The sequence below is a fragment of the Mycolicibacterium helvum genome, assembly GCF_010731895.1.
Taxonomy (GTDB): Bacteria; Actinomycetota; Actinomycetes; order Mycobacteriales; family Mycobacteriaceae; genus Mycobacterium; species Mycobacterium helvum.
Window position 1 is genome coordinate 1,748,025 of the sequence record NZ_AP022596.1, and the last position, 25,914, is coordinate 1,773,938.

Here is a 25,914-nt window from a genome sequence, read left to right on the forward strand (position 1 = left end):
CTCATCCAGTGGCCAGTTCAGTGCGGTACTCCGTGAACGCATCGCGCACGGCTGCGCTGTCGTCTGGGGTTTTGGCCAGTGCACTCAAGCCTGCCAGTGCAGTCGGGTCGACCAGATCACCGACCCCGAGTGTGACCAGCGCAGCGACCCAGTCGATGGTCTCGGCGACCCCGGGCGGTTTGTCCAGATCACGGTCCCTGACCCGGCCGACGAACTGGGTGGCGTGCTCGATCAGTGGCGCCGTCGCACCGGGCACGCTGCGCCGCACGATCGCCGCCGCGCGGATCGGTTCCGGGTAATCGATCCAGTGGTAGAGGCAGCGCCTGCGCAGCGCGTCATGCAGATCGCGGCTGCGGTTGGAGGTCAGGACCGTCACCGGCGGACGCTGCGCGACGAAGGTGCCGAGCTCGGGCACCGTCACCGCCGATTCGCCGAGGAATTCCAGCAGCAGTGCCTCGAATTCGTCATCCGCACGGTCGATCTCGTCGATGAGCAGAACCGGAGGCACGGGTCCGCGATGACGCACACAGGCCAGGATCGGCCGATCCACCAAGTAGGTCTCGCTGTAGAGGTCGGACTCGTCGATCGCTGCCGCGCGGGATTCGGCGAGCTTGATGGCCAACAGTTGTCGCTGATAGTTCCAGTCATAGAGCGCTTCGGAAGCGGTTAGCCCCTCGTAGCATTGCAACCGGATGAGCGGTGTATCGAGCACCGCGGCAAGGGTTTTCGCGGCCGTCGTCTTTCCGACGCCCGGCTCTCCTTCGAGCAGCAGCGGTCGATTCAGCGCTGCTGCCAGATAGAACGCCGAGGCCGTACCCTCGTCGAGCAGATACCCGCATTCGTCGAACCGGCCGATAACGTCGTCGACGCTGGTGAATGTCACGCCTGCGCCGCCACGAATTCGCTTCGGCAGCCCGGGCAGCAGAACCAGTGGACCTTTTCGCCGGTCCGGACATGTGGGGTGGCGGCACCGATCACGACCGTCATCCCACAGACCGGATCCACCGCGGTCGCGGGTACGTCGTCCGGACGCGGGGCGACCGGCAGTCCGTCCCTGCGGATTCCGGCGATCACCTCCGCGGCGATCGACACGGCGATCTCGGCCGGTGTCTTGGCTCCGATCGGCAATCCCACCGGGGTGTGCACCCGCGCCCGATCGGACTCGTCGAGGTCCAGCACGTCGAGCACCGACGCCCCGCGAACGCGGCTGGCGACCAAGCCGATATACCCGGCCCCGGCATCCAGCGCGGCACGGATGGTCTCAGCTTCAGCCCCGCCATGGGTGGCGATCACCACGGCGGTGGCGCCGTCGAAATCTTTGGTGTCGTGGTCGCGGCGGACCTCGTAGCCCAGGACATCGCACACCTGCGCCAGGTTCTCGGCGATCGGTGTGCTGCCACAGATCCGGACCAGCGGAGCCGGAAACTGAGGAGTCAGAAAGATTTCCAGCGCCCCGCCGGACAGGCACGGGTTGACCACCACACAGGCACCGGGAGCGTCAGGAAAGTGAACATCGCCGTCGGGCAGCACCCGTAGCAGCACGCTCTCCCCGGCCTGCAGCGCGCCGAGCGCGGCCTTACGTACCGAGTTCTGGGCACACTCCCCGCCGACGAATCCTTCGATCGAGCCATCGGAGAGCAGGATCGCCTCATCACCCGCGCGCGCCGATGTCGGCGGTTGGGCGCGCACCACCGTGGCGTGAACGAACGGTTTACGTTCGTACAGCAGCTGTTTGGCACGTTCGGCGATGGTGGTCATCTCAGATAGGTGGGGTGGCCCGGCCCTGCATGGCTTCCCACACCCGAGACGGGGTCAGTGGCATATCGGCATGCCGGACACCGTACGGCGCCAGCGCATCCACCACCGCGTTGACCACCGCGGGTGGTGAGCCGACGGTGGCCGACTCACCGATTCCCTTGGCGCCGATGGGGTGATGCGGTGACGGTGTCACGGTGTGCCCGGTTTCCAGGTGTGGGACTTCGACGGCGGTCGGGATCAGGTAGTCCATCAGCGAGCCGCCCAGGCAGTTGCCTTCCTCGTCGAAGGCGATCATTTCCATCAATGCCATACCGATGCCGTCGACGATGCCGCCGTGCACCTGGCCCTCGATGATCATCGGGTTGATCCGGGTCCCGCAGTCGTCGACCGCCAGGAAGCGCCGCACCTTGACCACCGCCGTGCCCGGGTCGACGTCGACGACGCAGAAATACGCCCCGTACGGATAGGTCAGGTTCTCCGGGTTGTAGCAGACCTCGGCGTCCAGACCGCCTTCCAGACCCTCGGGCAGGTCCCCGGCGCCGTGGGCGCGCATCGCGATGTCCTGGATGGTCACCGCGGCCGAGGGATCGCCCTTGATGTGGAACGAGCCCTTCTCCCATTCCAGGTCGGCCACCGATGCCTCCAACATGCCGGAGGCGATGATCTTGGCCTTGTCGCGAATCTTGCGCGCCACCAACGCCGCTGCCGCACCCGACACCGGGGTGGACCGGCTGCCGTAGGTGCCCAGCCCGAACGGGGTCTGGTCGGTGTCGCCGTGCACGACATCGATGTCGTCGGGTGGGATGCCGAGTTCTTCGGCGACGATCTGGGCGAACGTCGTCTCATGCCCCTGGCCTTGCGTCTGCACCGAAAGCCGAAGTACCGCTTTACCGGTCGGGTGGATGCGCAATTCGCAGCCGTCGGCCATGCCGAGGCCGAGGATGTCCATATCCTTGCGCGGACCGGCCCCCACCGCTTCGGTGAAGAACGACATACCGATGCCCATCAGCTCGCCGCGGGCCCGCTTCTCGGCTTGTTCGGCGCGCAGCTGGTCATAGCCGATCATGTCCATGGCCAGTCGCATGGTGGCCTCATAGTCACCCGAGTCATACACCCAACCGGTCTTGGACTTGTACGGAAATTGCTCGGCGCGAAGCAGATTCGCCAACCGAAGTTCAGCCGGATCCATCTTCAGCTCAAAGGCCAGGCAGTCCACCAGCCGCTCGACGAAGTAGACCGCTTCGGTGATGCGGAACGAACAGGCGTAGGCGACGCCGCCGGGTGCCTTGTTGGTGTACACCGCGGTCATGTGGCAGTACGCGGCGTCGATGTCGTAGCTGCCGGTGAATACCCCGAAGAAGCCGGCCGGATACTTCACCGGCGCGGCAACGCCGTTGAACGCACCGTGGTCGGCCAGCACGGTAGAACGGATCGCCTGGATCTTGCCGTCACGGGTGGCAGCGATCTCGCCGACCATGATGTAGTCGCGGGCGAAGCCGGTGGAGGTCAGGTTCTCGCTGCGGTCCTCCATCCACTTGACCGGCTTGCCGAGCACCAGCGAGGCGACGATTGCGCAGACATACCCGGGGTAGATCGGCACCTTGTTGCCGAAGCCGCCGCCGATATCGGGCGAGATGATCCGGATCTTGTGCTCCGGCAGGCCGGCCACCAACGCGTATAACGTGCGGTGGGCGTGCGGGGCTTGGGTGGTCGACCACAGCGTGAGCTTGCCCGTCACCGGGTCCAGATCTGCCACCGCACCGCAGGTTTCCATCGGCGCGGGATGCACTCGCGGGTAAACGATTTCCTGCTTGACGACGACATCCGCTTTGGCGAAGACCGCGTCGGTGGCCGCGGCGTCGCCGGTCTCCCAGTCGAAGCAATGGTTATCGGCTTTGCCCTCCAGATCGGTGCGGATCACCGGCGACGAGGGGTCCAGTGCGGTGCGGACGTCGATGACAGGATCCAGTGGCTCGTAGTCGACGTCGATGAGCTCCAACGCATCTCGCGCCGAATAGCGGTCTTCGGCGACAACGAACGCCACCTCCTGGCCCTGAAAGCGCACCTTGTCGGTGGCGAGCACGGCCTGCACATCGTTGGACAGCGTGGGCATCCACGCCAGTCCCTTCTCAGCGAGATCGGCACCGGTGACGACGGCCTTGACCTTCGGATGGGCCTGCGCGGCGGTGATGTCAATGCTATTGATCGTGGCGTGCGCGTAGGGCGAGCGCAGAATGGCTAGGTGCAGCATGCCGGGCAGCTGCACGTCGTCGACGTAGTTGCCGCGGCCGCGAATGAACCGGGGGTCTTCCTTGCGCAGCATCCGGCCGTAGCCGCAGGGCTTCTTGTCGTTGTCGGCGGTGTCCTCGGGACGGCGCTCTACAGTAGTCATGCTTCCACTTCCTGGTTCGCATGCTCGGCAGCCCATTGGATCGAGCGGACGATCGTGGTGTAGCCGGTGCACCGGCAGATCTGCCCCGAAATGGCTTCGCGGATCTCGTCTTCGGTCGGATCGGGGTTGCGGTCCAGCAGGGCTCGGGCGGTGATCATCATGCCCGGGGTGCAGAACCCGCACTGCAGGCCGTGGCACTGCATGAAGCCTTCCTGCACGGGGTCGAGCGTGGCGCCATCAGCCAGCCCCTCGACCGTGCGGACGTCGTGGCCAGAGGCCATCGCGGCCAGCATCGTGCACGACTTCACCGGTTCACCGTCGACAGCGACAACACAGGTGCCGCAGTTGGATGTGTCGCAGCCCCAATGGGTTCCAGTGAGACGCAGTTGGTCGCGGAGGAAGTGCACCAGCAGCATCCGGGGTTCGATCTCGCCGTTGACCTGCTCGCCGTTGACGCTCATCGTGACATGCATCGGTCAGTTCCTCCTTTGTCCACGGGAGCCGGCCTCTGCGCGGACTCGTGCAACCGCCGTGCGCAAGGTCCGGATGGTCAGCTCGGAGGCCAGGTGCCGCTTGTAGTCCGCGGTGCCGCGTTGATCGGTGGCGGGCTCACAGGCCTGGGCGGCCAACCGGCCGGCTTCGGCGAATGTCTCCTCGCTCGGCGACGCCCCGATCAGCGCCGCGCGCACGGCGGCGAGGCCATCGGCTACGGCATTGACTGCCGTCAAGCCGACCCGGGCGGCGACGATCTGGTCGCCGTCAAGCGTCACGGCGGCACCGGCCGCGGTCACCGCCCAGTCCCCCACCCGGCGTTCAACCTTGGCGTAGGCGCTGGAAGTGTTGTGGCGCAGCGGTATCCGCACCTCGGTGAGGATCTCGTTGTGCGCCAGCGCAGTTTCGTACGGCCCGAGAATGAAATCGTCGATGCCGATCTCGCGCTGGCCGGACGGGCCGCGGGCCACGATCACCGCGTCGAGGATCTCGCACACGGTGGACAGGTCCTCGGCGGGATCGGCCTGGCACAGCGATCCGCCGACGGTGCCGCGGTTGCGCACCACCGGATCGGCGATGACCCGTTCGGCGTCGGCGAAGATCGGGCAGACCTCGTGCAACGGGGCGGACTCCAGGACCTCGCGGTGCCGGGTCATCGCACCCAGCCGAGCCAGGGTCGGCTCGACAGCGAGATAGCCAAGCTCACCGGCCAGGTCGTTGATATCGATCAGGTACTCGGGGTTGGCGATGCGCAGTTTCATCATCGGCAGCAGGCTGTGGCCGCCGGCGACGACGAACGCGCCCTCCCCCAGTCGGTCCAGCAGCCCGACTGCGTGGTCGACGCTGGTGGCGCGTTCGTACTCGAAGGGACCAGGAACTTGCATGTGACCGACCTCACGTCCGCCGAAGAGGACCCCAGTGTCGGCCTGCTATTTCAGGACCGTCAATAGCGACTTAAGTGATCGCTTAACTCCCCTGACAGTGGAGGGCTAACGTCGTCGTCGTGGTGAATCCGTCCGTCGAGAGCCGACAGGGGAAGTCCCCCGCCGCCCCAGCGGCGGGCGATGATCTCGGCGGCAATCGAGACCGCCGTCTCCTCCGGGGTGCGGGCTCCCAGGTCCAGCCCGACCGGGCTGGCGAGTTTGCTCAGCTCGGCATCGGTGAGCCCCGCCTCGCGCAGCCGTGCCAGCCGATCATCGTGGGTGCGCCGCGATCCCATCGCGCCGATGTAGCCGAGGTCCAGCCGCAGCGCCACCTCCAGCAGCGGAACGTCGAACTTGGCGTCGTGGGTGAGCACACAGACGACCGTGCGGGCGTCGATGGCCCCGGCCGCGGCCTGCGCGGCCAGGTAGCGGTGCGGCCAGTCGACCACGACCTCGTCGGCCGTAGGGAACCGGGCCGGGGTGGCGAACACGCCGCGAGCGTCGCACACGGTGACGCGATAACCCAGGAACGAGCCTTGCTGGGCGACCGCGGCCGCGAAGTCGATAGCCCCGAAGACCAGCATCCGCGGGCGCGGCGCGTGGCTGGCGACGAACACCTCCATGCCCTCGCCGCGGCGTTGCCCGTCTGGGCCGTAGGTCAGCACCTCACTACGGCCGGCTGCCAACAGACCGCGGGCGTCGTCGGTCACCGCGGCGTCGGCGCGGGCCGATCCCAGCGCACCTTCGACCAGGTCTGGTCCGAGGACCAGCCGGCGCCCCAGCCAATCCGGGTCGGGATGGGTGACTACGGTGGCGATCGCCACCGGCCGGTGCCCGGCGATGGCGTCAATGACCTGGTCCAGGTGCGGAAAGCTGCGCTGCGAGACCGGCTCGATGAAGATGTCGAGGATCCCGCCGCAGGTGAGCCCGACGGCAAACGCGTCATCGTCGCTGACCCCATAGCGCTCGAGGCGGGGCATACCGGTGGCGACGACGTCGGCGGCCGACTCGTAGACCGCGCCCTCCACACAGCCGCCCGACACGGAGCCTGCGACCGACCCATCCGGTGCGACGACCATGGCCGCGCCCGGCTGGCGCGGAGCCGACCGGAAGGTGCGCACCACGGTGCCCAGTCCGGCGGTTTCACCGGTTCGCCAGATCGCGGCCAGTTCCGCGAGAACGTCCTGCACGACTTCAAAAGTAGGCTGATTTAGTGACGCCGGCGCAACTTCGAGCCTTCTCGGCCGTCGTGCGGTTGGGCTCAGTGCATGCGGCAGCCGCGGAATTGGGCGTCTCCGATGCCGGCATCTCCATGCATGTGGCGCAGCTGCGCAAGGAGCTCGACGACCCGTTGTTCAGCCGGACGTCGGCCGGACTCGCGTTCACCCCAGGCGGCTTGCGGCTGGCTAGCCGGGCCATCGAAATACTCGGCCTGCAGCAGCAAACCGCCATCGAGGTGACTGAGGCCGCGCATGGCCGCCGGCTGTTGCGCATCGCCGCGTCGAGCGCGTTCGCCGAGCACGCCGCGCCGGGGCTCATCGAATTGTTCTCGTCGAGGGCCGACGATCTCTCCGTCGAGCTGAGCGTGCATCCGACGAGCCGGTTCCGCGACCTGATCGAGTCCAGGGCGGTGGATATCGCGCTCGGCCCGGCAGCTACCCAGGCCGGTGCCGCCATCACCGTGCGGCCGTTCCTGAAGTACCAGATCATCACCGTGGCCTCGGCGGGAAGTCCGCTGGCCACCGGTACTCCCGCTGCTGCGCTGCTGCATGAGCAGCAGTGGATGCTCGGCCCGTCAGCTGGTGGGGTTGACGGCGAGATCGCGTCAGTCCTGCGGGCTTTGGCGATACCTGAGGCGAGTCAGCGGATCTTTCAGAGCGATGCCGCCGCGCTGGAGGAGGTCCAGCGGGTCGGTGGGGTGTCACTCGCGGTCGGCTTCGCCGTCGGCAAGGACCTCTCCGCCGGCCGGCTGGTGCACGTTAAGGGGCCGGGCCTGCAGCTGTCCGGCGAATGGTGTGCGTCCACCTTGCCGGTGAGCGCCCGCCAGCCCGCGGTCACCGAACTGTTGAACTTCATCACCACCCCGCGCTGCACCCAAGCCATGATCCGCGGCACCGGCGTTGGGGTGACGAGGTTTCGCCCCAAAGTCCATGTGACGCTGTGGAGTTGAGCACCGCTAGTCCGGAAAATTGACGTCCTTGGTGACGGCTTCCCACTGGTCGATCGACGCCGACAGCGCAGCGATCTTGTCCCGGACCGCCTTGAGGACGTCGCGGCCGAGCAACAGACGCAACGGCGGCTCGTCGAGGCCTGCGACCATCAGCACTGCCTCGGCGACCTTGCGTGGATCCCCGGGCAGGTGGTCGGCGAAATCCTTGATCAGGGCTTTGCGGGTACCGACGTTGTCGTCGTAATCACCAATCGGCGTGGATGATTCCCACATCGACCGTTTGGCCCAATCGGTGCGGAAGGCGCCGGGCTCGATGGCTGTCACCTTGATCCCGAGTGGTTTGACCTCCTGGGCGAGTGCCTCGGTGAGCGCTTCGAGCGCGAACTTCGTCGACGAGTAGTAGGCGTTGGGCGGGTTGGCCACAAGTCCCGTCATCGACGAGATGTTGATGATGTGGCCAGACCCACGCTCTCGCATCGACGGCAGCACCGCCTTGATGGTGTCGACGACACCGAAGTAGTTGGTGTCGAACAAGAGTCGGACCTTGGCGTCCTCACCCTCTTCCACTGCGGACAGGTACCCGTTGCCGGCGTTGTTCACCAGCACGTCCACCCCGCCGAACGTGGCATCGGCCGCAGCCACCGCGTCATTGATCAGATCCTTGTCGGTGACGTCCAGCGCAATGGCCAGCGCACGATCACCGAACTCGTCGGCCAGATCCTGCACCGACTCGATCCGCCGAGCCGTCACCACCACATTGTTTCCGGATTCCAATGCGGCCCGGGCGATCTCGCGTCCGATACCGGTAGAGCATCCGGTAACCAGCCAGCAACCCATCTCAGATCGTCCCTTCTGGTAGCCGGCGAAGATACGCCTGGCGTCGGGCGGCCAGCTGTTCAGCCCGCTCCGCGGGGGTGACGCGCGCGATACCGGGCAGCTCGTCGTCGAGCCGGTCGAATGCGACGACCCGGCCGTGCGCACCGAGATCGGGTCGCGGGCCACCCTCGTCGAACTCGGCCATCCGTAGTGTCAGGATGCCCTCGCGCAGTCCGGCTGAGTCGATCCAGTTCGCCACGCCGGGGTCGACGGGCGAGATCACATAGGTGTAGCTGCCGTCGTCGTTGGGTACCGACTGTGCCTTGTTCAGGCTGCCGGTGCGGTCGACAATATCGAGCGTAGTGCCCCAGATATTGCTCAGCGGTACGGTGAAGTATTCGGCGCCACCGTCTTTGACATCGACCACGAATGTCTCGTCGGGACCGAGATCGAATCGGCCCATGACGTACACCTGATTCTTCATCGCCCCCACTTTGTCTGCCGACCAGGCCAGGTTGAAATTGTTGGCCGGCATCTTGTAGATGCCGTGGCTGAGTTTGCCGGTGAAGTTCGCGAAGTAGGCCATCATGTCCGCGGTGGCCTCGGCTTGTTCATCGCGGGTGCGGGCCGGTGTGGCAGGCGCCCCGCCGAGCCGCTCCACGCTGATGTGGTTGGGATCGTCGCTGCCCCAGTCCAACAGGACGTCCCGGATGTAGAACTCGTGTGCCTCCGCCGTGGTTTGCACGTGGTTGGTGCGCCCGCCGGCGGGCTTGGAATCGACCGTGATGGTATAGCTTCGGTCACTGTCGAGTTCCATGGTCTTGCCGTTGAGCACGGCCACGGTGCCCATGTTGGCGTCCCAGAGCGTGAAGTAGTTCTCCGTCATCCGGTTCTGGCCGACGCGGCCGCGAATCTCGTAGCGTTCGTCACCCGAGATCGGGATCACCCGGTAGACGGTGTCGGGATTGTCGATACCCCAACGTGATCCGGGGATTTGCCGGTCGGCGACCGGGTGCGCCAGCCGGGTGATGCAGCTGACCTTCGGCCGCAGCTTGTCCTGGTTGGACGACCACACCGCCGCGGAGAACATCACCTCCGCGAATGCCGCATCGAACCGCGCCCGCATGGCCTCGGAGGCCTTGGCGCGGCTCAGCCAGTTCTCGGCGACAGTCCGGTAGGCCGCCTTGACTGTTGGGTGTTCGGTCAGCTCGAGTGCGGCCAGCTCCTGCTCGTGCTGCGATGCTGTCGCCACCGCATCGTCGGCAATCATTGTTTGTCCTTTCGGAAGCGCTTGTTATACAAGGCAAATCGTTCGTCTACTTGCGCATCGGTCAGTCCGTAGGAGGCCAGGTCGTACGGTGGCCGCGCAACTTCGCGCGGTCGATTGGCCAGCCAGTCGGTCATCGCGGTGACGGCGGTGTCGGTCAGCGGCAGACCGACCGCGTCGTATATCCGGCTCACCTCGCCGATCGGATCGCCGACCGCGTCGTCGAAACCGATGTCGGTGACCCGCTCCGATTCGTCCGCCCAACTGTCCCGCACGGTCATGGCCCGGTCGTTGGTCCAGCCCATCCGTTCGAGCCACTGGCTGCCCACCCGATGGGTGTCCACCTCGTCGGCGTGCATGGCGTGCAGAGTCGCGTTCAGGCTGGCACCGGACGACACGGTGGTGCGCGGATTGCGGTGCATGTGCACGACGTGCACATCGGGGAACTGGATGCGCAGCGTGTCGAGGTACCCCAGGTGTGCTGGGGACTTCAGTACCCAGCGTCCTGCGGTGATCCCTCGCTGGCGCTTCTGCCACTGCAGGAATTGCAACATCCGGTGCAGGTACTCGTAGGCCGGCGTGAAATCCTGTGTGTCCAGCCACGATCGATAGCGGGGCAGGTGTGCGCCGGACTCCGGGACATGCGACAGGAACGCGTCGGCCAGGAAGACGATCTCCTCCTCGGCCTCCCGCGCGTACATCGGATGGATGGCGAACAGTTCCGGTGCCAGCTCCCGCGACTTGTTCTCCCGTGCTTCACTGATCGCGATCCGCGGGTCGTTCCCGGCGAAGTCGTAGTCCAGTTTGGCGGCGACCTCCACCACCTCCCAGCCGCGCGCGCAGTGCAGCCGGGTGTCGGCGGCGAGCAGACGCTGCAGCAGGGTGGTGCCGCTGCGCATCATCCCCACGACGACGATCGGCGCCGCAATGTGTTCGTCGAGGATCTCGGGATGGCGCCGGATCCACTCCTGGGCGCGAAGCCGCATCCGCAGGCTGTGCACCAGCCCCGACCGCAGGATGTGCGCGCCGATGACATTGAGCCCAGCACCGGGATAGTCGTCGAGCAGCACGGCCAGCGGTTCCTGGAAACCCCCCGGGCCCCAGGCGGTCAGGCCTTCCTTGCCGACCGCGTCGGCCAGGATCGCGTCCATCCCGAATGCGCCCGTGGTGGTCACCGGGTCAGAACTTCAGATGCTGACTCACGTCGCCCACCTGGTCGACGAACATGGTTCGAGAGTCGAACCACCATTGGCCGTCGACCCGGTGGAAGGTGTCGTGGTAGTGGCCGGTGACGATCACCTGCAGCGGGAGATCGGGCGTCGCCTGGGTGACGGCGTAGTAGGCCTTGCCGCGCGCGGTACCCGCGTCGTCGTCGACGTAGAGCTGCACATTGCTGGTGTTGTGCTTGGTCTTCGGCGTTCCGTCGTCGTAGATGCGGGTCGCCATGTCGTACATGTGGCGCACCCGCTCCGGCCCGGCGAACACCGTCTCGGGTGGGCCGTTCTCCACCCCGCAGATCCGGCCGTGGGTGAACAATGCGGCGACCCCGTCGAGGTCGCCGGCATCGAGCAGCTCAGCATAGGTGTAGATGAGGTTGGTGATCGCCTGCGCACTGTCACTCATAACAAGGGCGATGATCGCAGAGCGATTGCTTAGATGGTCTTGTTTGTCCAGAATTCCTCGTTATGCTCGCCGACGTGAGGCAATGGTCGCCGAGCCGGCTCGGCAATCTGACCGGTAAACGGATCATCGTGACGGGCGCGACCAACGGTGTCGGGCTCGGCACCACGCGCGCGCTGGCTCGCGCCGGCGCCCACGTCATCATGGCGGTCCGCAACACCGAACTCGGCGCGCAGCGAGCCGCCGAGATCGGTGGATCCACCGAGGTACTCAAGGTCGACCTGGCCGACTTGGCCTCGGTCCGGGCCTTCGCGGGCACGCTCGACGGCGACGTCGACATCCTCGTCAACAATGCCGGTGTGCTGACCGACCATCGGCACGAGACCGTCGACGGTTTCGAGGCAACGCTGGGCACCAACATGCTCGGACCGTTCGCGCTGACGAATCTGGTGTTTACCCGGGTGCGCTCCCAGATCATCAACGTCGCCTCCGACGGCCACCGCATGGCGACGCTTCGACTGGACGACATGCACCTGCGAACCAAATGGACCGCGCTGAGTGCCTACGGACACTCGAAACTCGCGATGATGTTGTGGGGCCTCGAACTCGACCGGCGCCTACGGGCCGCCAACTCCGGCGTCGTCACCCACCTGATTCATCCCGGCTGGGTCGCGTCCAACCTGGCGCAGACCTCCAATTCGCCGTTGATGTCGGCGGCCTACAAAGTGGTCGACGGGCTGGCCCAGCGGCTGGCCAACGACGTCGACCAAGGCGCCGTGCCAACGCTGTACAGCATCAGCGAGCCGATACCGCCGGGCAGCTACGTTGGGCCCAGCTCTCGATTTGGTCTGCGTGGTGAGCCGGCACTGATCTGCCGTTCACCAGCTGCGTGCGATTACGATGCCGCCGCCCGTGTCGTGCAGTTCGCCGAACAGGAAACCGGCACAACGCTTCCCGTGTAGCAGCCTCAAAACGGCTTTGCGGTGAAACCCCAGCGCAGCAACGCAGCCTCGCGGCGCGTTTGGCCCCGGAGCGGGGAATGGCGCTGACCGACGGGCGCAGGTTTGCCGTTCGCTCCGTACATCCAGTAGGCCTGCAAGTATGGCAACGGTGTCGCGTGGCCTGAGCTCAAGCCGGTGAGCCCCGCCGCCGCAAGCTGCGCCGACAGCTCTTCACGGGTGAACGCTGCCGCCTCGCTGGCGATCGCGTCCTGGCGCAAACCCATCGGCGAATCCGGATCCACGCACTGCAACATCGCCGGGCACGCCGACGGGTCCCTCAACCGGGCGAAATCGGATATCCACAAGGCAGCTCCGCTGTCACGTTGGACGGCAGCGATCTGCCGTAATGCGGCGCCCAGTACCTCGAAATCCGGCAGCTGATGCAACGTCCACATGCACGAGACAGCGTCCCAGCTCCCGGCGGCAAGCGATTCTGGTAGCGCGGTTATGTCCGCCTGCACCAGCTCCGCTCGCCCGTCGAGTCCCTCAGACACGAACAGCTGCCGAGCCGTGGCCAACATGTTGGGTGCCAGATCGACACCGGTGACGTGCACGTCTGGGCGCCGGCGCAGCACCGCGCTCAGCGCACGCCCGGAGCCGATGCCGAGATCGAGAAGGCGCCCGCCCGGCGGCAGCAACGCATCGACTGCACGGGCACACAGGTCGTACACGGCCTGCATCCCCGGGTTCGCCGCGCCGCCGGCGTGGAAGTAAGCGACGGCTTCGGCGTCGTCCATCACCATCGGTTCGGGAACACGTTCACGCCCGGGCGAATGCAGCCGCTCGCGCACGACGATGCCCGGCACCCGCCACAGCGGCCGAATTCCCATTCCTCACACCCTTCTGCCCGCGCCGACTCGCGCCCCACCATTAAACCCGGGGCCACTCGGTACACTGCGGTCCTCATCGAAATAGTGGGGGACGTAGGGAGGTTCGAGTGTCACAGGCCCCTGGCCGCGGTGGCCTCGCTTCGTTGCCACTGGCACCGGTGAACCCGATGCCTTTGCGTGAGCGGCTCAAAGCCGTCAAGGAGTTCAGCACCGGCACCGAGAGACTGCGCGATGCCGGCGGACCTGTTACCCGGTTCACTGTGGGCCCGCGCTGGCTGATGCCGCCGATGGTGCTCGTCACGTCACCGGGGGCACTGCGCGACGTGCTCAGCATCAAGGACGGCTCGGTCGACAAGACAAGCCCGGTCTTCGACGAGATGCGCCGGATCATCGGCGCCAACCTGGCCGACCTGCCGTTCGAGCCGTGGCGACCACGCCGGCGCACGATCCAACCCGTGTTCACCAAACAGCGTGTCCGCGAATTCGGCGGTCACATGGCGCAGGCTGCCGAGTCTGTTTGCCTTGGCTGGCCTGACGGTGGCGATGTTGATCTCGACGCCGAATCGCGGGCACTCACGCTGCGCGCCCTCGGCCGTTCAGTACTGGGCATGGACCTCGAAGAGCGCGCAGACGATGTCGCCGAGCCGCTTCGCGTCGCGCTCTCCTACGCCATCTCCCGCGCCACCCGGCCGGTGCGCGCCCCACGATGGCTCCCCACACCCGCCAGGCGACGTGCACGTGCCGCGAGCGCCAAACTGCATCGTCTTGCCGGCGACATCGTGAGCGAATGCCGGCGAGACCCGAACCGCGTCGCGCCGCTGGTCCACGCATTGATCGCCGCGGAGGACCCCGAGACAGGAAAGCGGCTGTCCGACAGTGAGATCTGCGATGAGATCATCATCTTTCTCTTCGCGGGTCATGACACCACTGCGACCACCCTCGCCTATGCGTTGTGGTCCCTCGGGCGCGACCCCGCCTGCCAGGACCGGGTGGTCGCCGAGGTGAGGGCACTTCCGGATCGACCGCTGACACCCGACGATTTGCCCAGCCTCAGCTACACCACCCAGGTGGTGCGTGAATCACTGCGGATGTGCCCGCCGGCTCCCACCGGCACCCGGATGGCTTGCCAGGACCTGGAAGTCAGTGGCTACCGCGTCGAGGCGGGCACCATGGTGGTGCTTGGCAGAATGGCAGTGCAGCGTGATCCGGCCCTGTGGGATGATCCGTTGCGCTTCAACCCCGACCGGTTCGGCCCGGATAACATCAAGAAGCTCGAGCGATGGCAGTACATCCCGTTCGGAGGCGGCCCCCGCTCGTGTATCGGCGATCACTTCGCCATGTTGGAAGTCACACTCGCCCTGGCGACGCTCACCCGGCGAGCCGAAATCACGTCCCTGGAAGCGGATTTCCCGCTTGCCCTGCATTTCACGATGATCGCCGGCGCACCGATTCGCGCCCGAATCCGAAAGCGTTAGCCCATGGCCGTTGACGAAACAACGAGCTTCACCGCGCAGATCATGCGCGATGAAGATCCCGAACTGGACCGGCTCCGCTCGGAGCCTGGTGTCGAGTTCATCGACCAACGCGCGGCACTCCTAGACAACCTGCGCGAATTACACCCGGCGCCCAGCGCCGAACTCCTCGATGAACCGACCGGGTGGGCTTACTATCCGTGGCGGCGCACAGTTGTTGCCATACTGGGGCCGAACGGCTTTCGGGCGGTTCGTACCGACCGCAACCGGAACCTCATCACCACCGAAGAACAACGCCGCCTCGGGACGGTCCGCATCGGTATTGCCGGACTCAGCGTCGGACATGTAATCGCACACACCCTTGCCGCCGAGGGGCTTTGCGGCGCATTGCGCCTCGCCGACTTCGACCACCTCGAACTGTCAAATCTCAACCGGGTTCCGGCCTCGATCCTCGACATCGGGATCAACAAGGCGGTGGTGACCGCACGACGGATCGCGGAGCTCGACCCCTACCTGCACGTCGAGGTCATGCCCTCGGGCGTGCGCGCCGATTCCCTCGATGAGTTTCTCGCCGATCTCGACATCGTGGTCGAGGAATGCGATTCGCTGGACATGAAGGTCCGAATCCGCGAGGCGGCCCGAGATCGGCGGCTGCCGGTGCTCATGGCGACCAGCGACCGGGGCCTGATCGACGTGGAGCGCTTCGATATGGAGCCGAACCGTCCCGTCATGCACGGAGTCCTCGGCGGGGTGGACTCCACGCAACTAGCCGCGTTATCGCAGCAAGACCGAATCCCCTACATGTTGCGCCATCTCGATGCCAGCCGCTCGTCGGCTCGGTTGACCGCATCACTGGTCGAGGTTGGCCATACCTTGTCCACCTGGCCACAGCTAGCCGGCGAAGTCACTCTCGGTGCCACTATCGTCGCCGAGGCCGCCCGTCGCATCGGGCTGGGCGAAGCACTGGGGTCCGGCCAGGTCCGCATCGACATCGGTTCTGCTCTCGACGATATCGTCGAACCGGCACTGGGCGACGCGGAGCCGGTGGACACCCCGGACTCGCCGCCGAGTGTCGACGTGCCCAGCGATGCGGCCGCCGTCATCGCCGACGCCGCCGTCCGCGCCCCGTCCGGAGGAAACGCCCAACCCTGGTACATCGAAACCCATTCGGATGCCGTGCGAATTCGGCTCGCGCCGCAGTACACCTCGATGATGGACGTCGCGTTCCGGGGCAGCGCGGTGGCGGTCGGTGCAGCCGCGTTCAATGCCCGTGTCGCCGCGGCAAAGTCGGGTGTTCTCGGTTCGGTCGACTGGACATCGGATGAGTCAGCGCTGCTTGAGGTTACGCTACGGCTGGGCCGCGGTGACGATGCCGACCTGGCCGCACTTTATGAGCCGATGCTGCGCCGGGAAACCAACCGCAAGCAGGGCACTCCGGCACCCATCCCCACCGAGACCATTGATTCGCTGCATGCTTGGGCTGCCCGGGAGGGAGCCGGCCTGCACCTGCTGACCGATCGCGGCGATATCGCAAGGGCAGCTGAGATTCTCGCCACCACCGACCGGCTCCGTTTCCTGACCCCCCGCCTGCACCGGGAGATGATCTCCGAGATGCGCTGGCCCGGCGATCAACCCGCCGACAGCGGTATCGACGTCCGTGGGTTGGAACTCAATCCGGGTGACTTCGCGGTGATGGAGATACTGCGACGCCCCGACGTGATGGCTCTGCTCGCGCAGTGGGACGCGGGCGAGGCGCTCGGCGACGACGTCGCTGACCGGGTACGGGCCACTTCCGCGGTGGCTGTGCTCACAACAAGCGGAGATCAGCTGATCGACTACGCCCGCGGTGGTTCGGCGGCAGAAGCAGTCTGGATTGTCGCCCAGCACAGTGGATTAGCCGTGCACCCCATTTCGCCGGTGTTTCTCCACGCCGTGCATCAGCACGAGCTCTCGGAGATGTCACCGTTCTTCGCTCCCCAACTGCTCGATCTCCGGTCACAGTTCACGCAGCTGGTGGGCATGCGTTCCGACGAGTCGCTAGTCCTGGTCCTCAGGCTGGCGCACGCCGGTCCGGCTTCCACCCGCAGTAGAAGACGCCCGATCCGTCGTCCAGATTAGGTCAGGTCGGCCGGGTGGCCTCCAGAGCTCGGATCAGGCTGGCCGAATCCCACGGCCCGCGATGACGGATACCGTTCACGAAGAACGTCGGCGTGGCGTTGAGATCCATCAGCTCGGCATCCTGCGCGTCGTCGTCAACCCGGTGTAGCACCCGAGGCGAGTGCAGGTCTTCGTCGAATTGGGTGATGTCACAGCCGACCTGGTCGGCGTAGCGGTATATGTGCTGCCATTCCAGGTGATCCTGGAACTCGAACATCATCGTCCCCATCTCGAAGAACTTGCCCTGCAGGGCAGCCGCTTCGCTGGCCCTGGCGGCGTCGATGGCCCTTGGGTGCGCCCGCTCCAGGGGCAGATGCCGCCACACGTAGAGCAATTGGTCGCCGAAGTGGGCACGCACTTCGTCGATCGATCCGGTGGCGCGACTGCAGAACGGGCACTCGTAGTCGCCGTATTCAACCAACGTCAGCGGCGCATCGGCCGGCCCGCGCACATGATCGCGGTCCGGATCGATATCGCGGACCAGCTTGTGCCCAACCGCAACCGGTGGGCTGAGCCGGTCGGTGAGCCGGAAGACTGCCCACCCCAACGTGAATGCGATCACCGAGGCCGCCAGAACACCGACGCGGGCCAAGTCGGCGGAGTGCGGGTCGGTGATCGCCAGATCGACGATGAAAAGCGAGATGGTGAAACCGATCCCGGACAGCGCGGCGCCGCCTGAAATCCGCCGCAACGTCAGCCCCGGAGAGAGCCGGCCGAGGCCGGTGCGCTGCACGAGCCACGTCGCCCCGGTAATGCCGATCAGCTTGCCGACCACCAGACCGGCCACCACACCCCAGGTCAGCGGTGACCGCATGGCCGCCATCACAGTGTCCGCGTCGAGTCGCACACCGGCATTGGCCAGTGCGAACAGGGGTAGCACCCCGAAGGACACATACGGTCCGAAGCCGGTCACCAGCCTCTCGTTGATCGAGATCGAGTCGCGCAGGCTGCGGGTCGCGGCGCGGGCGTACTCCGAGTTCGGCGACTGGCGGAACGCCCGGATGACATCGACTGCCGCCTCGACCCGCTGACGCTCGGGTGTGAACACCGGGATCACCAGCGCCACCGCCACGCCGGCGAGTGTCGGATGAACGCCACCGTTGAACAGTGCCAACCACAAGGCAACAGCCAGAAAGCAATACGCGACGCCCCGCACGGCCTCGGGGAGGTAACGCACTCCGATCAAGGTGGCCATCAGCACAACAGCGATCACCAATCCGACGATCCGGATCTGCTCCGAGTAGAACAGGGCGATGGCAGCCAGCGCACCGACATCATCGACGACAGCCAACGTCAGCAGGAAGGTCCGCAGCCGGGCCGGGTACTTGGGTGCGATGATGGCCAGCGCGCCGACCAAGAATGCGGTGTCGGTCGAGATGACCACTCCCCACGCGCTGGCATTGTCGCCGGATGGATTTAACAGCAGGAAGATCACTGCGGGCAGGGTCAGCCCGGCGATCGCGGCCACCACCGGTACCAGCGCGCGGGAGCGCTCCGTCAGTTCCCCGATGGTGAACTGGGCCTTGACTTCCAGCCCGACAATGAAAAAGAAGAACGCCATCAGCGCGTCGTTGACAATCTCCTTGACCGTCAGTGCGCCGTGGAGATTGCCGAAGCTCAATCCGACGTGTGTTTCCCAGAACTCGGAATAGCTGTGCGCCCAGGGCGAATTCGCCCACAAGATGGCCACGAGGGTGAAGATCAGCAGCAGTGCTGCGGCGGCGTTCTCGCCGAAACGCTTCGCTGTCGGGTCGCGACCCAGCCGGCTGCCTCTCACGCTGTCACCGTATGTGCAGCCTCCATCAACATCCACCCCGACAGCTGAACCGACAGATCGCGCTCGGGTGTCTGCGACGAGTTGACCGCGCCCTCGACGAACTGCGCCTGCCCACCATCGGCGGTCGGAATCTCGGTCGTGCTACCCCAGGAATGCCCGAACAACGGCAGGCCGTCGACAGTCTGGCGGTTGTCCCAGGCGGCTGCCGCCGAGGCAAGTACCACCTCTCGGGCGGCGTCCCTGGCCGCAGCGTTCTCGGCGGCCCCGTCAGGCAGGTCGGTGGCCGCAAGTGCCAGATACCGGGCGGTGATCCCGGAGAACAACCCGCCGTCTCCGCCGCCTGCCCCGTTGAGGATCCCGCCCGGTGCCATATGTTCGCCGATCGCCGCGATCAGCCGCCGCGCCCGGGCCGGGTGCCGGTCGTCATGGGTGCGCACGGCCAGCTCGGTCTCCAGGCCCAACACGACCCCCTGGCAGTAGGTGTACTGCGCGCGGACCAACGAACCGCCCTTGATGCCGTCGAACACAAGGTGGGTGTCGGGGTCGATCAACGTTTCGTCGATCCAGTCAGCCATCTGCTGGGCCCGTCGTAACCGGTCGCCGTAGCGTGCCAGGAAGATTCCGGCCGGACCGTTGGCCGGCGCGTTGAAGAACTGATCCTGCTTGCGCCAAGGGATTCCGCCGCCGTCTTCAGGCACCCACGACTTGACGAACTGTTGACAGAGGGTCGCCAGGGCGCGCGATCGATCAACGCCGACTACCTGTTCGGCGCGCTCCAGGGCCAGGGCCAACCAGGCCATGTCGTCGTAATAGCTGTTGGTCCAGCGGCCGTTGTTGCGCAGTCGGTGGCCGCGGATCTGCCGTTTGATCCTGACCAGCCGGTCGGGCTGCGGGTCGCGTAGCTGCGCATCGATCAGACAGTCGAGTAGGTGCGCCTGCCACCAGTAGTGCCAGGTGCCGAACCACCGGTCAGCGCGGGTCGACGGCCAGCTGACGACACCGAGCTGTGTTCCTGGCAGGTTCCAGAGCGTGCGCAGGTGGCGTTTCTCAATCGCGGCCTCGGCGCTGGCAGCGCGGTTGGCCCACAGCTGGTCCATGCGGCCAATCCTGCCCTACCACGCCTGAGAAAGATCGGCCCATTGCCGGATCCAGGCGTGCATCGCGATGCCGGCGGCGACGGCGGCGTTGACGCTGCGCGTCGAGCCGAACTGCGCGATCGACACGGTGATCTCCGCTCCAGACCAAGCGGCCTCGGAGATGCCGGGCCCCTCCTGACCGAACACCAACATGCAGTCGCGCGGCAGCGGCGTCGTTTCCATCGGCACGGCGCCCGGGATGTTGTCGACGGCGACGACAGTCAGTCCGGCACCGGCGGCGAAGGCCAATAAATCGTCGGTGCTGTCGTGGTGGCTCAGCCGTTGATAGCGGTCGGTGACCATGGCCCCACGCCGGTTCCAACGCCGGCGTCCGACGATGTGCACGGTGTCGACGGCGAAGGCGTTGGCGGTGCGGACCACCGCGCCGATGTTGGCGTCGTTGCCGAAGTTCTCGATCGCGATGTGGAGCCCATGCCGGCGACGATCGATGTCGGCGATGATCGCCTCCCGCGTCCAGTACCGGTACGCGTCGACGACGTTGCGGGAGTCGCCCTCGCGCAACAGTTCTGGGTCGTAGCGCGGATCGTCGGGCGGCTCGCCCGCCCACGGCCCCACGCCGGGGACACCGGTGCTCCACTCGGTGGGGCCGGCGTCAGTCACGGGTCACCCAGACCGCGGCAGGACATCGTTGATACCGCCCTGTATGCGCAGCGAAGCGGATGTCTTGAGTTTTGACCGGAGTGGCCGGCGCAGCCGTTGCAGCCAAGATCAGCAACCCAGATGTGCGCGCCTGGTCGGGCCAACGACTCCCCGATGCGAACCTGCGCAACTCCGCAACTGGATTTGCTGGACCGATGTGCGCACACAGCGATGCAGACCGCGCTGTCGGCGGCCACCAACACGGCTGACCGCCGGGCGAAATTCTGCCGTTCTGCGGCACCACGAGGGGATCGAAACGCCGGTGCGATACAGGTCACCCAACGCCCTTTCTGGCCCCTAGTTCACACTCTGGACGTACGATCCGGCTTTCCGCGCGCCGGTAATAACAATTCGGTCTCCGACGATGACGAGTGTAGGGTCTCCCGCTCAGCCAGCGGCAACGCTGCCCTTGACCTGGAATATTGTGCGCACAGGTGTTCACGGAGCTGGTCATTTCAGCCGGTGTTCGCCGTCGAACGTGCTGGCTACCCCCCGGTAACCAGGGCTTTTCCAGCCAACGGCTGGAGTCTTTGCGCCCTTCGGCGAGATACTGATATTTGCAAGTTCGAATAAATAGCGCCCGCACAACACCGACGCCCGCTGCGGAAACCCTAACCGCAAGGCGCCCGATAGATGGGAAACGATGAACGCTTCAGTGCTGGACTTCCCTGATCAGAAGCTCTACCACCTGCCTGAGACGGTTAGCTGGCGCGACACAGATACGGGTTGCACGATTACGTGCGCTCAACCCGACAGCGAACCTGAGCTATGGGACGACTACCTGCAGGGCGCCCTGCGCAGCTACGAAAAACACGGGGTCGAAGCTGCACTGGACCTCGACTCGTTCGCCGACGGTCACGACACCACGCTGTTCTACACCGCCGTCGACGACACCGGCCGGATGCTGGGCGGCCTTCGGGCGAAGGGCCCGTACTTCAGCGCCGACGAATCGCACGCGATCGTCGAGTGGGAGGGCCAGCCCGGCCAGGACACCGTCCGCAAGATGATCACCGACCGCCTTCCGTTCGGCGTGGTGGAGATGAAGTCGGCCTGGGTGAGTGACGACCCCGCCCGCAGCGGCGAGCTGACCCGCACTTTTGCCCGCACCGCGTTCCCGACCATGGAGCTGTTGGGCGCCCAGTTCATCTTGGCCACCGCCGCCGCCCACGTGCTTGACCGGTGGAGCACCTCGGGCGGTGTGGTCGCCACGAAGATTCCGGCCGCGGCCTACCCCAGCGAGCGCTACCGCACGAAGATGATGTGGTGGGATCGGCGCACGTTCGCCAACCATGCCGAGCCTCGGCAGTTGGCCAAAATCGTGAAGGAGATGCGCATGCTGGCGACGATCTCCGACGAGTTCAGCGACTTCGGTCTGCAGTACGGGAGTGGAAGCTAGGCATCAGCGCACAAACCGATACCATCTCTTAAGCTCTATTAATCACGAGATGGCACGATGACCACACAATCTGAGCCCGAGACTGCTGGCAGCAGCTTGGATAACCTCGTCACGCATGTCGCGACCCAGCTGATGGCGGTCGATGCCGCAACCTTGGCGACGGTCAGTCAGCAAGTGCTCGGTCAATTGTCGGCATCCTTCGGCGTAGACGTGAGTTTCCTCCGCTACAACGACCACACCATTCGTGCGACCCGGTTGATCGCCGAGTGGCCACCCCACGACCGTGACCCGGATCCGCTTGCACTGATCTACTTTGCCGACGCCGACCCTGTCTTCGGTGCTGCCGAGCATGCCAAAGAGCCGGTCTTCTTCACCCCCGAGCCGATCCCGGAAGACGAGTATCAGCGCCTGGTCGAAGAGGGCACGGGGATGGCCCTGACCTCAATGGCATCGGTTCCACTGTTGTCCGGCGACACGACAACCGGATGCCTGGGATTCATCAAGTTCGGCATCAAGGACTGGTCCCCGGAAGAACTGAACGCATTAAAGGCGATCGCCTCGTTGTTCGCCCAGGTGCAAGCGCGGGTGTTCGCCGAGGACCAGCTGCGTTATCTCGCGGAGCATGACGACCTGACGGGACTGCATAACCGCCGGGCACTGCTGGCCTACCTCGACGACCGGCTGCGGGCAGGCCGACCCGGGCCGGTCTCGGCGCTGTTCCTCGACCTCGACCGGCTCAAGGCGATCAACGATTACCTGGGTCACCACGCTGGTGACTGGTTCATCCAGGCGTTCGCCGAACGACTGAGCGAAGAGACCGGCGACGGCGATTTGATCGCCCGCCTCGGTGGTGACGAGTTCGTGGTCGTCCCTGCCGAGCCGATGGACGCCGACGCCGCCCTGGCACTGGCACATCGACTGCAGGCGGTGCTACGCGACCGGGTGACGATCGGGGGCGAGATGCTCACCCGGACCGTCAGTGCCGGTGTCGCACTGGGAGTTCCGGGCCGGGACACCACCTCGGATCTGCTGCGGCGCGCCGACCAGGCGGTGCTGAACGCAAAGAACGCGGGCGGCAACAAGATCGCGATGTTCACCGACGAGATGTCGCTGAAGAGCGAGTTCCGCAACGACATCGAGCTGCATCTCCAGAACGTGATCGACGCCGGGACGCTGATTCTGCATTATCTGCCCGAAGTCGACATGCGCACCGGGGAGATCCTGGCCACCGAGGCGCTGGTGCGCTGGCAGCACCCGACACGCGGCCTGCTGCTTCCGGATTCATTCATCAACGTCGCCGAATCTATCAATCTCGCAGGCGAATTGGGGCGATGGGTGATGCGGGCCGCCTGTTCGGAATTCAGCGGCTGGCATGCCCGCGGCATCGCCAAGGACGCGGTTATCCGGATCAACGTCTCGCCGGTTCAGCTGGTCACCGATGGCTTCGTCGAGTCGGTGGCCGACACGATCGCCGAGTTCAACCTCGACGCCAAGTCTGTGTGCCTAGAAATCACCGAAAGCGTTGTGGTGCAAGATATCGAGACCACCCGCATTACCCTCGCCGGCCTCAAGGACGTCGGGGTACAGGTCGCCATCGATGATTTCGGCACCGGCTACAGCGTGCTGACACATCTGAAATCGCTTCCGGTGGACACCCTCAAGATCGACAAGGGCTTTGTATTCGATCTCGGCACCAACCCGGAGGACCTGGCGATCGTGCGCGCGATCATCGCGCTGGCCGAGGCGTTCAACCTCGAGCTGGTGGCCGAGGGGGTCGAGTCGCCGACCGCAGCGATGACACTGCTCCAGCACGGCTGCCATCGCGCTCAAGGATTTCTGTTGTCCCGCCCCGTGCCTGGTGAGGCGATGGCCGAACTGTTCGCCAAAAAGGTTATCCCGGTGGACTTTTCCGTGCCACACAGGGGCTGAATCAGGTCGGGTACACCAGTTCGACGAGGCCGAACCTGCTGGCCGTGCGACTGACAACAGCGACTTGCGCTGCGCCGCTGGGCAACTCGGACTGAACCGGCCAATCACCACCGTCGGGCACAGACCCGATCGACAAAGCGACACCCACAGTCGCACGCACCAGCCGCGTTCCGTCTGGCGTCGCCAGCGCTGCGCCGGCGACTCGCCCCTCCTCGAAGACCAGCCGCTGCAAGGCGGTGCCGGCGTGATCGAGGAGGCCGCGCTCATCGGCTTGGCCGCGCAACCACTCAGCCAGTTCCGCACCCGGGCGGTCGGTTTCGGGTCGATAGTCACCCAGCACAGCCGCCCGGATCGTCTCGCCGCTGGAGCGCAGCGCGACCATATCGTCGGGTATCTGGCTGAAGATGACGCCGAACGGCGAGGCGACGCAGCGCGCTGAGAAGTCCCGCAGCCGCGAGCCGAAGAACGGCTCGATCGTGGCGCGGCGATCCTTGCTGACAACGACCGGTTGGGCATGAATAACTGCCAGCTCCGGGTCGCGAGCCACCGGTGGTCCCAGGTCATCGGTCATCGACTGCAAATAAGCGGCAGTATCGGGATCGATTGTCTGCGAGGACAACTCTGCATCGACGAACTCGACGTCAAGGTCGAGGTCCGTGCACCAAATGGCGTGAGCCAGCGCGCCCGGACCGGCACCGGCACAAATCACGTCGACGACATCGTCCCATTGCCATTCCGAAGCCTCGACGGGCTCGTCATCAATGCTCACCATCGTCGTCAGGTTCAGGATGTCGGCAGGCCGAGGTCGGACAGGCCCAGCACGCTGCGGTAGGGCACTCCCTCAGCCTCGATTGCCTCGGCCGCCCCGGTGGCCCGGTCCACTACTGTCGCGACACCCACGACGGTCGCGCCCGCATCACGCACCGCATGCACGGCGGTGAGCGCCGAACCCCCGGTCGTGCTGGTGTCCTCGACCACCAGAACCCGCTTACCCACCACGTCGGCACCTTCGATAAGCCGCTGCATCCCATGGCTTTTCAGCGCCTTCCGCACCACGAAGGCGTCGATCGGACGACCCGGCGCATGCATGATCGCGCTGGCCACCGGGTCAGCCCCCATGGTCAATCCACCGACCGCCGCGTAGTCCCAGTCGGCGGTGAGCTCACGCATCAGCCGGCCGATCAGCGGTGCGGCCTGGTGGTGCAGGGTGGCGCGGCGCAGGTCGACGTAATAGTCAGCTTCCTTGCCAGAGGACAGGGTGACGCGGCCGAACACCACCGACAGCTGGCGGACCAGCTCGGCGAGTTCGGCGCGATCAGCGGCGTTGACTTCAGGTGCGCCCACGGCTACGTCCTATTCCGTTGTTGACCGCGCGGACCACTCCGCGAGGCACCAGCCGGCCGACTGTGGTCAGCACCTTGTACTGCAGGCCGGGAATGCTGATGATCTTGCCTTTGGCCACATCGGCCAGGCTCTCTGCAACCACGTCATCGACGTCCAGCCACATGATGTTCGGGATTGAGGCCATGTCGATGCCGGCGCGCTCGTGAAATTCGGTGTGGACGAATCCCGGGCACACGGCGTGGATGCTGACACCCGTGCCGACCAGACCGTTGCCCAACCCCTCGGTGAACGACACCACCCACGCCTTCGACGCCGAATAGGTGGACCCTCGCCCCGAGAGCAGCCCGGCGACGCTGGCGATGTTGATCACCGTGCCCGCACCGGCCGCGATCATCGACGGCAGGGCCGCACGGGTGAACTGCATGACCGCGGTGACGTTGACGTCGAGCTGGGCCTGCAGCTGGGCGGGCTCGGCGGTCCAGAACTCACCGGCGGTGCCGAATCCGGCGTTGTTGACCAGGACGTCTACCCCGGCGCTCAGCCGGTCGACCACAGCGTCGCGGTCAGCGGCCTTGGTGAGATCGGCCGGCAACACCTCGACGTCGATGCCGTTGGCGGCCCTCAGTTCGGCGGCCAGGTCCTCGAGGCGCTCCACGTTGCGCGCGACAAGGACCAGGTTGTAGCCGTCGCGCGCGTAGCGGCGGGCATAGCCGGTGCCCAAGCCGGCGGTGGGGCCAGTGATAAGCGCAACGGGACGGGACACGCCAGGACCCT

Annotated in this window: 23 protein-coding genes; 6 read left to right on the forward strand and 17 right to left on the reverse strand. The window is 65.9% G+C overall.

Annotated elements, in window-relative coordinates; genetic code table 11:
* Position 1: 1 nt before the first annotated feature.
* Genes G6N38_RS08190 through G6N38_RS08215 form a run of 6 tightly spaced genes read right to left on the reverse strand, consistent with a single transcriptional unit; the run spans position 2 to position 6,755 of the window.
* Positions 2 to 883 (reverse strand): AAA family ATPase, encoded by an 882-nt coding sequence (locus G6N38_RS08190; RefSeq protein WP_163747069.1) that lies wholly within the window; start codon positions 881 to 883, stop codon positions 2 to 4.
* Complete coding sequence (locus G6N38_RS08195; protein ID WP_163747070.1) at positions 880 to 1,758, reverse strand: XdhC family protein; 879 nt, start codon at positions 1,756 to 1,758, stop codon at positions 880 to 882. Before G6N38_RS08195 ends, G6N38_RS08190 begins: the two co-directional genes overlap by 4 nt.
* 1 nt (position 1,759) lies before the next feature.
* The gene (locus G6N38_RS08200; RefSeq protein WP_163747071.1) at positions 1,760 to 4,150 is read right to left on the reverse strand and encodes an aerobic carbon-monoxide dehydrogenase large subunit; all 2,391 of its coding nucleotides are present in this window, start codon (positions 4,148 to 4,150) and stop codon (positions 1,760 to 1,762) included.
* The gene (locus tag G6N38_RS08205) at positions 4,147 to 4,623 is read right to left on the reverse strand and encodes a (2Fe-2S)-binding protein (RefSeq protein ID WP_163747072.1); all 477 of its coding nucleotides are present in this window, start codon (positions 4,621 to 4,623) and stop codon (positions 4,147 to 4,149) included. Before G6N38_RS08205 ends, G6N38_RS08200 begins: the two co-directional genes overlap by 4 nt.
* A 3-nt stretch (positions 4,624 to 4,626) precedes the next feature.
* Positions 4,627 to 5,526 carry an FAD binding domain-containing protein gene (locus tag G6N38_RS08210; protein WP_163747073.1) on the reverse strand — a complete coding sequence of 300 codons (900 nt, stop codon included), beginning with the start codon at positions 5,524 to 5,526 and terminating at the stop codon, positions 4,627 to 4,629.
* 59 nt (positions 5,527 to 5,585) lie between these two features.
* Complete coding sequence (locus G6N38_RS08215) at positions 5,586 to 6,755, reverse strand: XdhC family protein (RefSeq protein WP_163747074.1); 1,170 nt, start codon at positions 6,753 to 6,755, stop codon at positions 5,586 to 5,588.
* Positions 6,756 to 6,778: 23 nt separating this feature from the next.
* Between G6N38_RS08215 and G6N38_RS08220 the strand changes: the two genes are divergently transcribed.
* The gene (locus G6N38_RS08220; RefSeq protein ID WP_163747075.1) at positions 6,779 to 7,735 is read left to right on the forward strand and encodes a LysR family transcriptional regulator; all 957 of its coding nucleotides are present in this window, start codon (positions 6,779 to 6,781) and stop codon (positions 7,733 to 7,735) included.
* A gap of 6 nt (positions 7,736 to 7,741) precedes the next feature.
* On the opposite strand, the gene G6N38_RS08225 is transcribed toward G6N38_RS08220, so the two are convergent.
* Genes G6N38_RS08225 through G6N38_RS08240 form a run of 4 tightly spaced genes read right to left on the reverse strand, consistent with a single transcriptional unit; the run spans position 7,742 to position 11,441 of the window.
* Positions 7,742 to 8,572 carry an oxidoreductase gene (locus G6N38_RS08225; RefSeq protein ID WP_163747076.1) on the reverse strand — a complete coding sequence of 277 codons (831 nt, stop codon included), beginning with the start codon at positions 8,570 to 8,572 and terminating at the stop codon, positions 7,742 to 7,744.
* Between the two features lies 1 nt (position 8,573).
* Positions 8,574 to 9,818 (reverse strand): hypothetical protein, encoded by a 1,245-nt coding sequence (locus G6N38_RS08230; RefSeq protein WP_163751876.1) that lies wholly within the window; start codon positions 9,816 to 9,818, stop codon positions 8,574 to 8,576.
* Positions 9,818 to 10,969: a sulfotransferase family protein gene (locus tag G6N38_RS08235; RefSeq protein ID WP_163751877.1), complete on the reverse strand. Its 1,152-nt coding sequence runs from the start codon at positions 10,967 to 10,969 to the stop codon at positions 9,818 to 9,820. The genes G6N38_RS08230 and G6N38_RS08235 overlap by 1 nt, the downstream gene beginning before the upstream one ends.
* A 28-nt stretch (positions 10,970 to 10,997) precedes the next feature.
* The gene (locus tag G6N38_RS08240; RefSeq protein WP_163747077.1) at positions 10,998 to 11,441 is read right to left on the reverse strand and encodes a nuclear transport factor 2 family protein; all 444 of its coding nucleotides are present in this window, start codon (positions 11,439 to 11,441) and stop codon (positions 10,998 to 11,000) included.
* 62 nt (positions 11,442 to 11,503) lie between these two features.
* Here G6N38_RS08240 and G6N38_RS08245 point away from each other — a divergent pair, with 62 nt between their 5' ends.
* Positions 11,504 to 12,400: an SDR family NAD(P)-dependent oxidoreductase gene (locus tag G6N38_RS08245; protein ID WP_163747078.1), complete on the forward strand. Its 897-nt coding sequence runs from the start codon at positions 11,504 to 11,506 to the stop codon at positions 12,398 to 12,400.
* Between the two features lie 5 nt (positions 12,401 to 12,405).
* Here G6N38_RS08245 and G6N38_RS08250 read toward each other — a convergent pair whose 3' ends face one another.
* Positions 12,406 to 13,269 carry a class I SAM-dependent methyltransferase gene (locus tag G6N38_RS08250; RefSeq protein WP_246227789.1) on the reverse strand — a complete coding sequence of 288 codons (864 nt, stop codon included), beginning with the start codon at positions 13,267 to 13,269 and terminating at the stop codon, positions 12,406 to 12,408.
* Between the two features lie 167 nt (positions 13,270 to 13,436).
* On the opposite strand from G6N38_RS08250, the gene G6N38_RS08255 reads away from it, so the two are divergent.
* Both G6N38_RS08255 and G6N38_RS08260 read left to right on the forward strand, forming a co-directional pair.
* Positions 13,437 to 14,744 carry a cytochrome P450 gene (locus tag G6N38_RS08255; RefSeq protein WP_163751879.1) on the forward strand — a complete coding sequence of 436 codons (1,308 nt, stop codon included), beginning with the start codon at positions 13,437 to 13,439 and terminating at the stop codon, positions 14,742 to 14,744.
* 3 nt (positions 14,745 to 14,747) lie between these two features.
* Entirely contained in the window at positions 14,748 to 16,859 is a 2,112-nt protein-coding gene (locus G6N38_RS08260) for an Rv1355c family protein (RefSeq protein WP_163747079.1), read from the forward strand.
* Between the two features lies 1 nt (position 16,860).
* Here G6N38_RS08260 and nhaA read toward each other — a convergent pair whose 3' ends face one another.
* Genes nhaA through G6N38_RS08275 form a run of 3 tightly spaced genes read right to left on the reverse strand, consistent with a single transcriptional unit; the run spans position 16,861 to position 20,432 of the window.
* Positions 16,861 to 18,675 (reverse strand): Na+/H+ antiporter NhaA, encoded by a 1,815-nt coding sequence (gene nhaA, locus G6N38_RS08265; protein WP_163747080.1) that lies wholly within the window; start codon positions 18,673 to 18,675, stop codon positions 16,861 to 16,863.
* Positions 18,672 to 19,772: a glycoside hydrolase family 76 protein gene (locus G6N38_RS08270; RefSeq protein WP_163747081.1), complete on the reverse strand. Its 1,101-nt coding sequence runs from the start codon at positions 19,770 to 19,772 to the stop codon at positions 18,672 to 18,674. Before G6N38_RS08270 ends, nhaA begins: the two co-directional genes overlap by 4 nt.
* Before the next feature lie 15 nt (positions 19,773 to 19,787).
* Complete coding sequence (locus G6N38_RS08275; RefSeq protein WP_163747082.1) at positions 19,788 to 20,432, reverse strand: TrmH family RNA methyltransferase; 645 nt, start codon at positions 20,430 to 20,432, stop codon at positions 19,788 to 19,790.
* Positions 20,433 to 21,114: 682 nt separating this feature from the next.
* Between G6N38_RS08275 and G6N38_RS08280 the strand changes: the two genes are divergently transcribed.
* On the forward strand, positions 21,115 to 21,867 hold the full coding sequence (locus G6N38_RS08280; protein WP_163747083.1) for a hypothetical protein: 753 nt from the start codon (positions 21,115 to 21,117) through the stop codon (positions 21,865 to 21,867).
* 57 nt (positions 21,868 to 21,924) lie between these two features.
* Positions 21,925 to 23,796 (forward strand): putative bifunctional diguanylate cyclase/phosphodiesterase, encoded by a 1,872-nt coding sequence (locus G6N38_RS08285; RefSeq protein WP_163747084.1) that lies wholly within the window; start codon positions 21,925 to 21,927, stop codon positions 23,794 to 23,796.
* A 1-nt stretch (position 23,797) separates the two neighbouring features.
* Here G6N38_RS08285 and G6N38_RS08290 read toward each other — a convergent pair whose 3' ends face one another.
* Genes G6N38_RS08290 through G6N38_RS08300 form a run of 3 tightly spaced genes read right to left on the reverse strand, consistent with a single transcriptional unit; the run spans position 23,798 to position 25,903 of the window.
* On the reverse strand, positions 23,798 to 24,568 hold the full coding sequence (locus G6N38_RS08290) for a hypothetical protein (RefSeq protein ID WP_163747085.1): 771 nt from the start codon (positions 24,566 to 24,568) through the stop codon (positions 23,798 to 23,800).
* A gap of 11 nt (positions 24,569 to 24,579) precedes the next feature.
* A complete protein-coding gene (pyrE, locus tag G6N38_RS08295) occupies positions 24,580 to 25,140 on the reverse strand; it encodes an orotate phosphoribosyltransferase (protein WP_163747086.1) in 561 nt (186 codons plus the stop codon).
* The gene (locus G6N38_RS08300; protein ID WP_163747087.1) at positions 25,127 to 25,903 is read right to left on the reverse strand and encodes an SDR family NAD(P)-dependent oxidoreductase; all 777 of its coding nucleotides are present in this window, start codon (positions 25,901 to 25,903) and stop codon (positions 25,127 to 25,129) included. The genes pyrE and G6N38_RS08300 overlap by 14 nt, the downstream gene beginning before the upstream one ends.
* Positions 25,904 to 25,914: the final 11 nt, after the last annotated feature.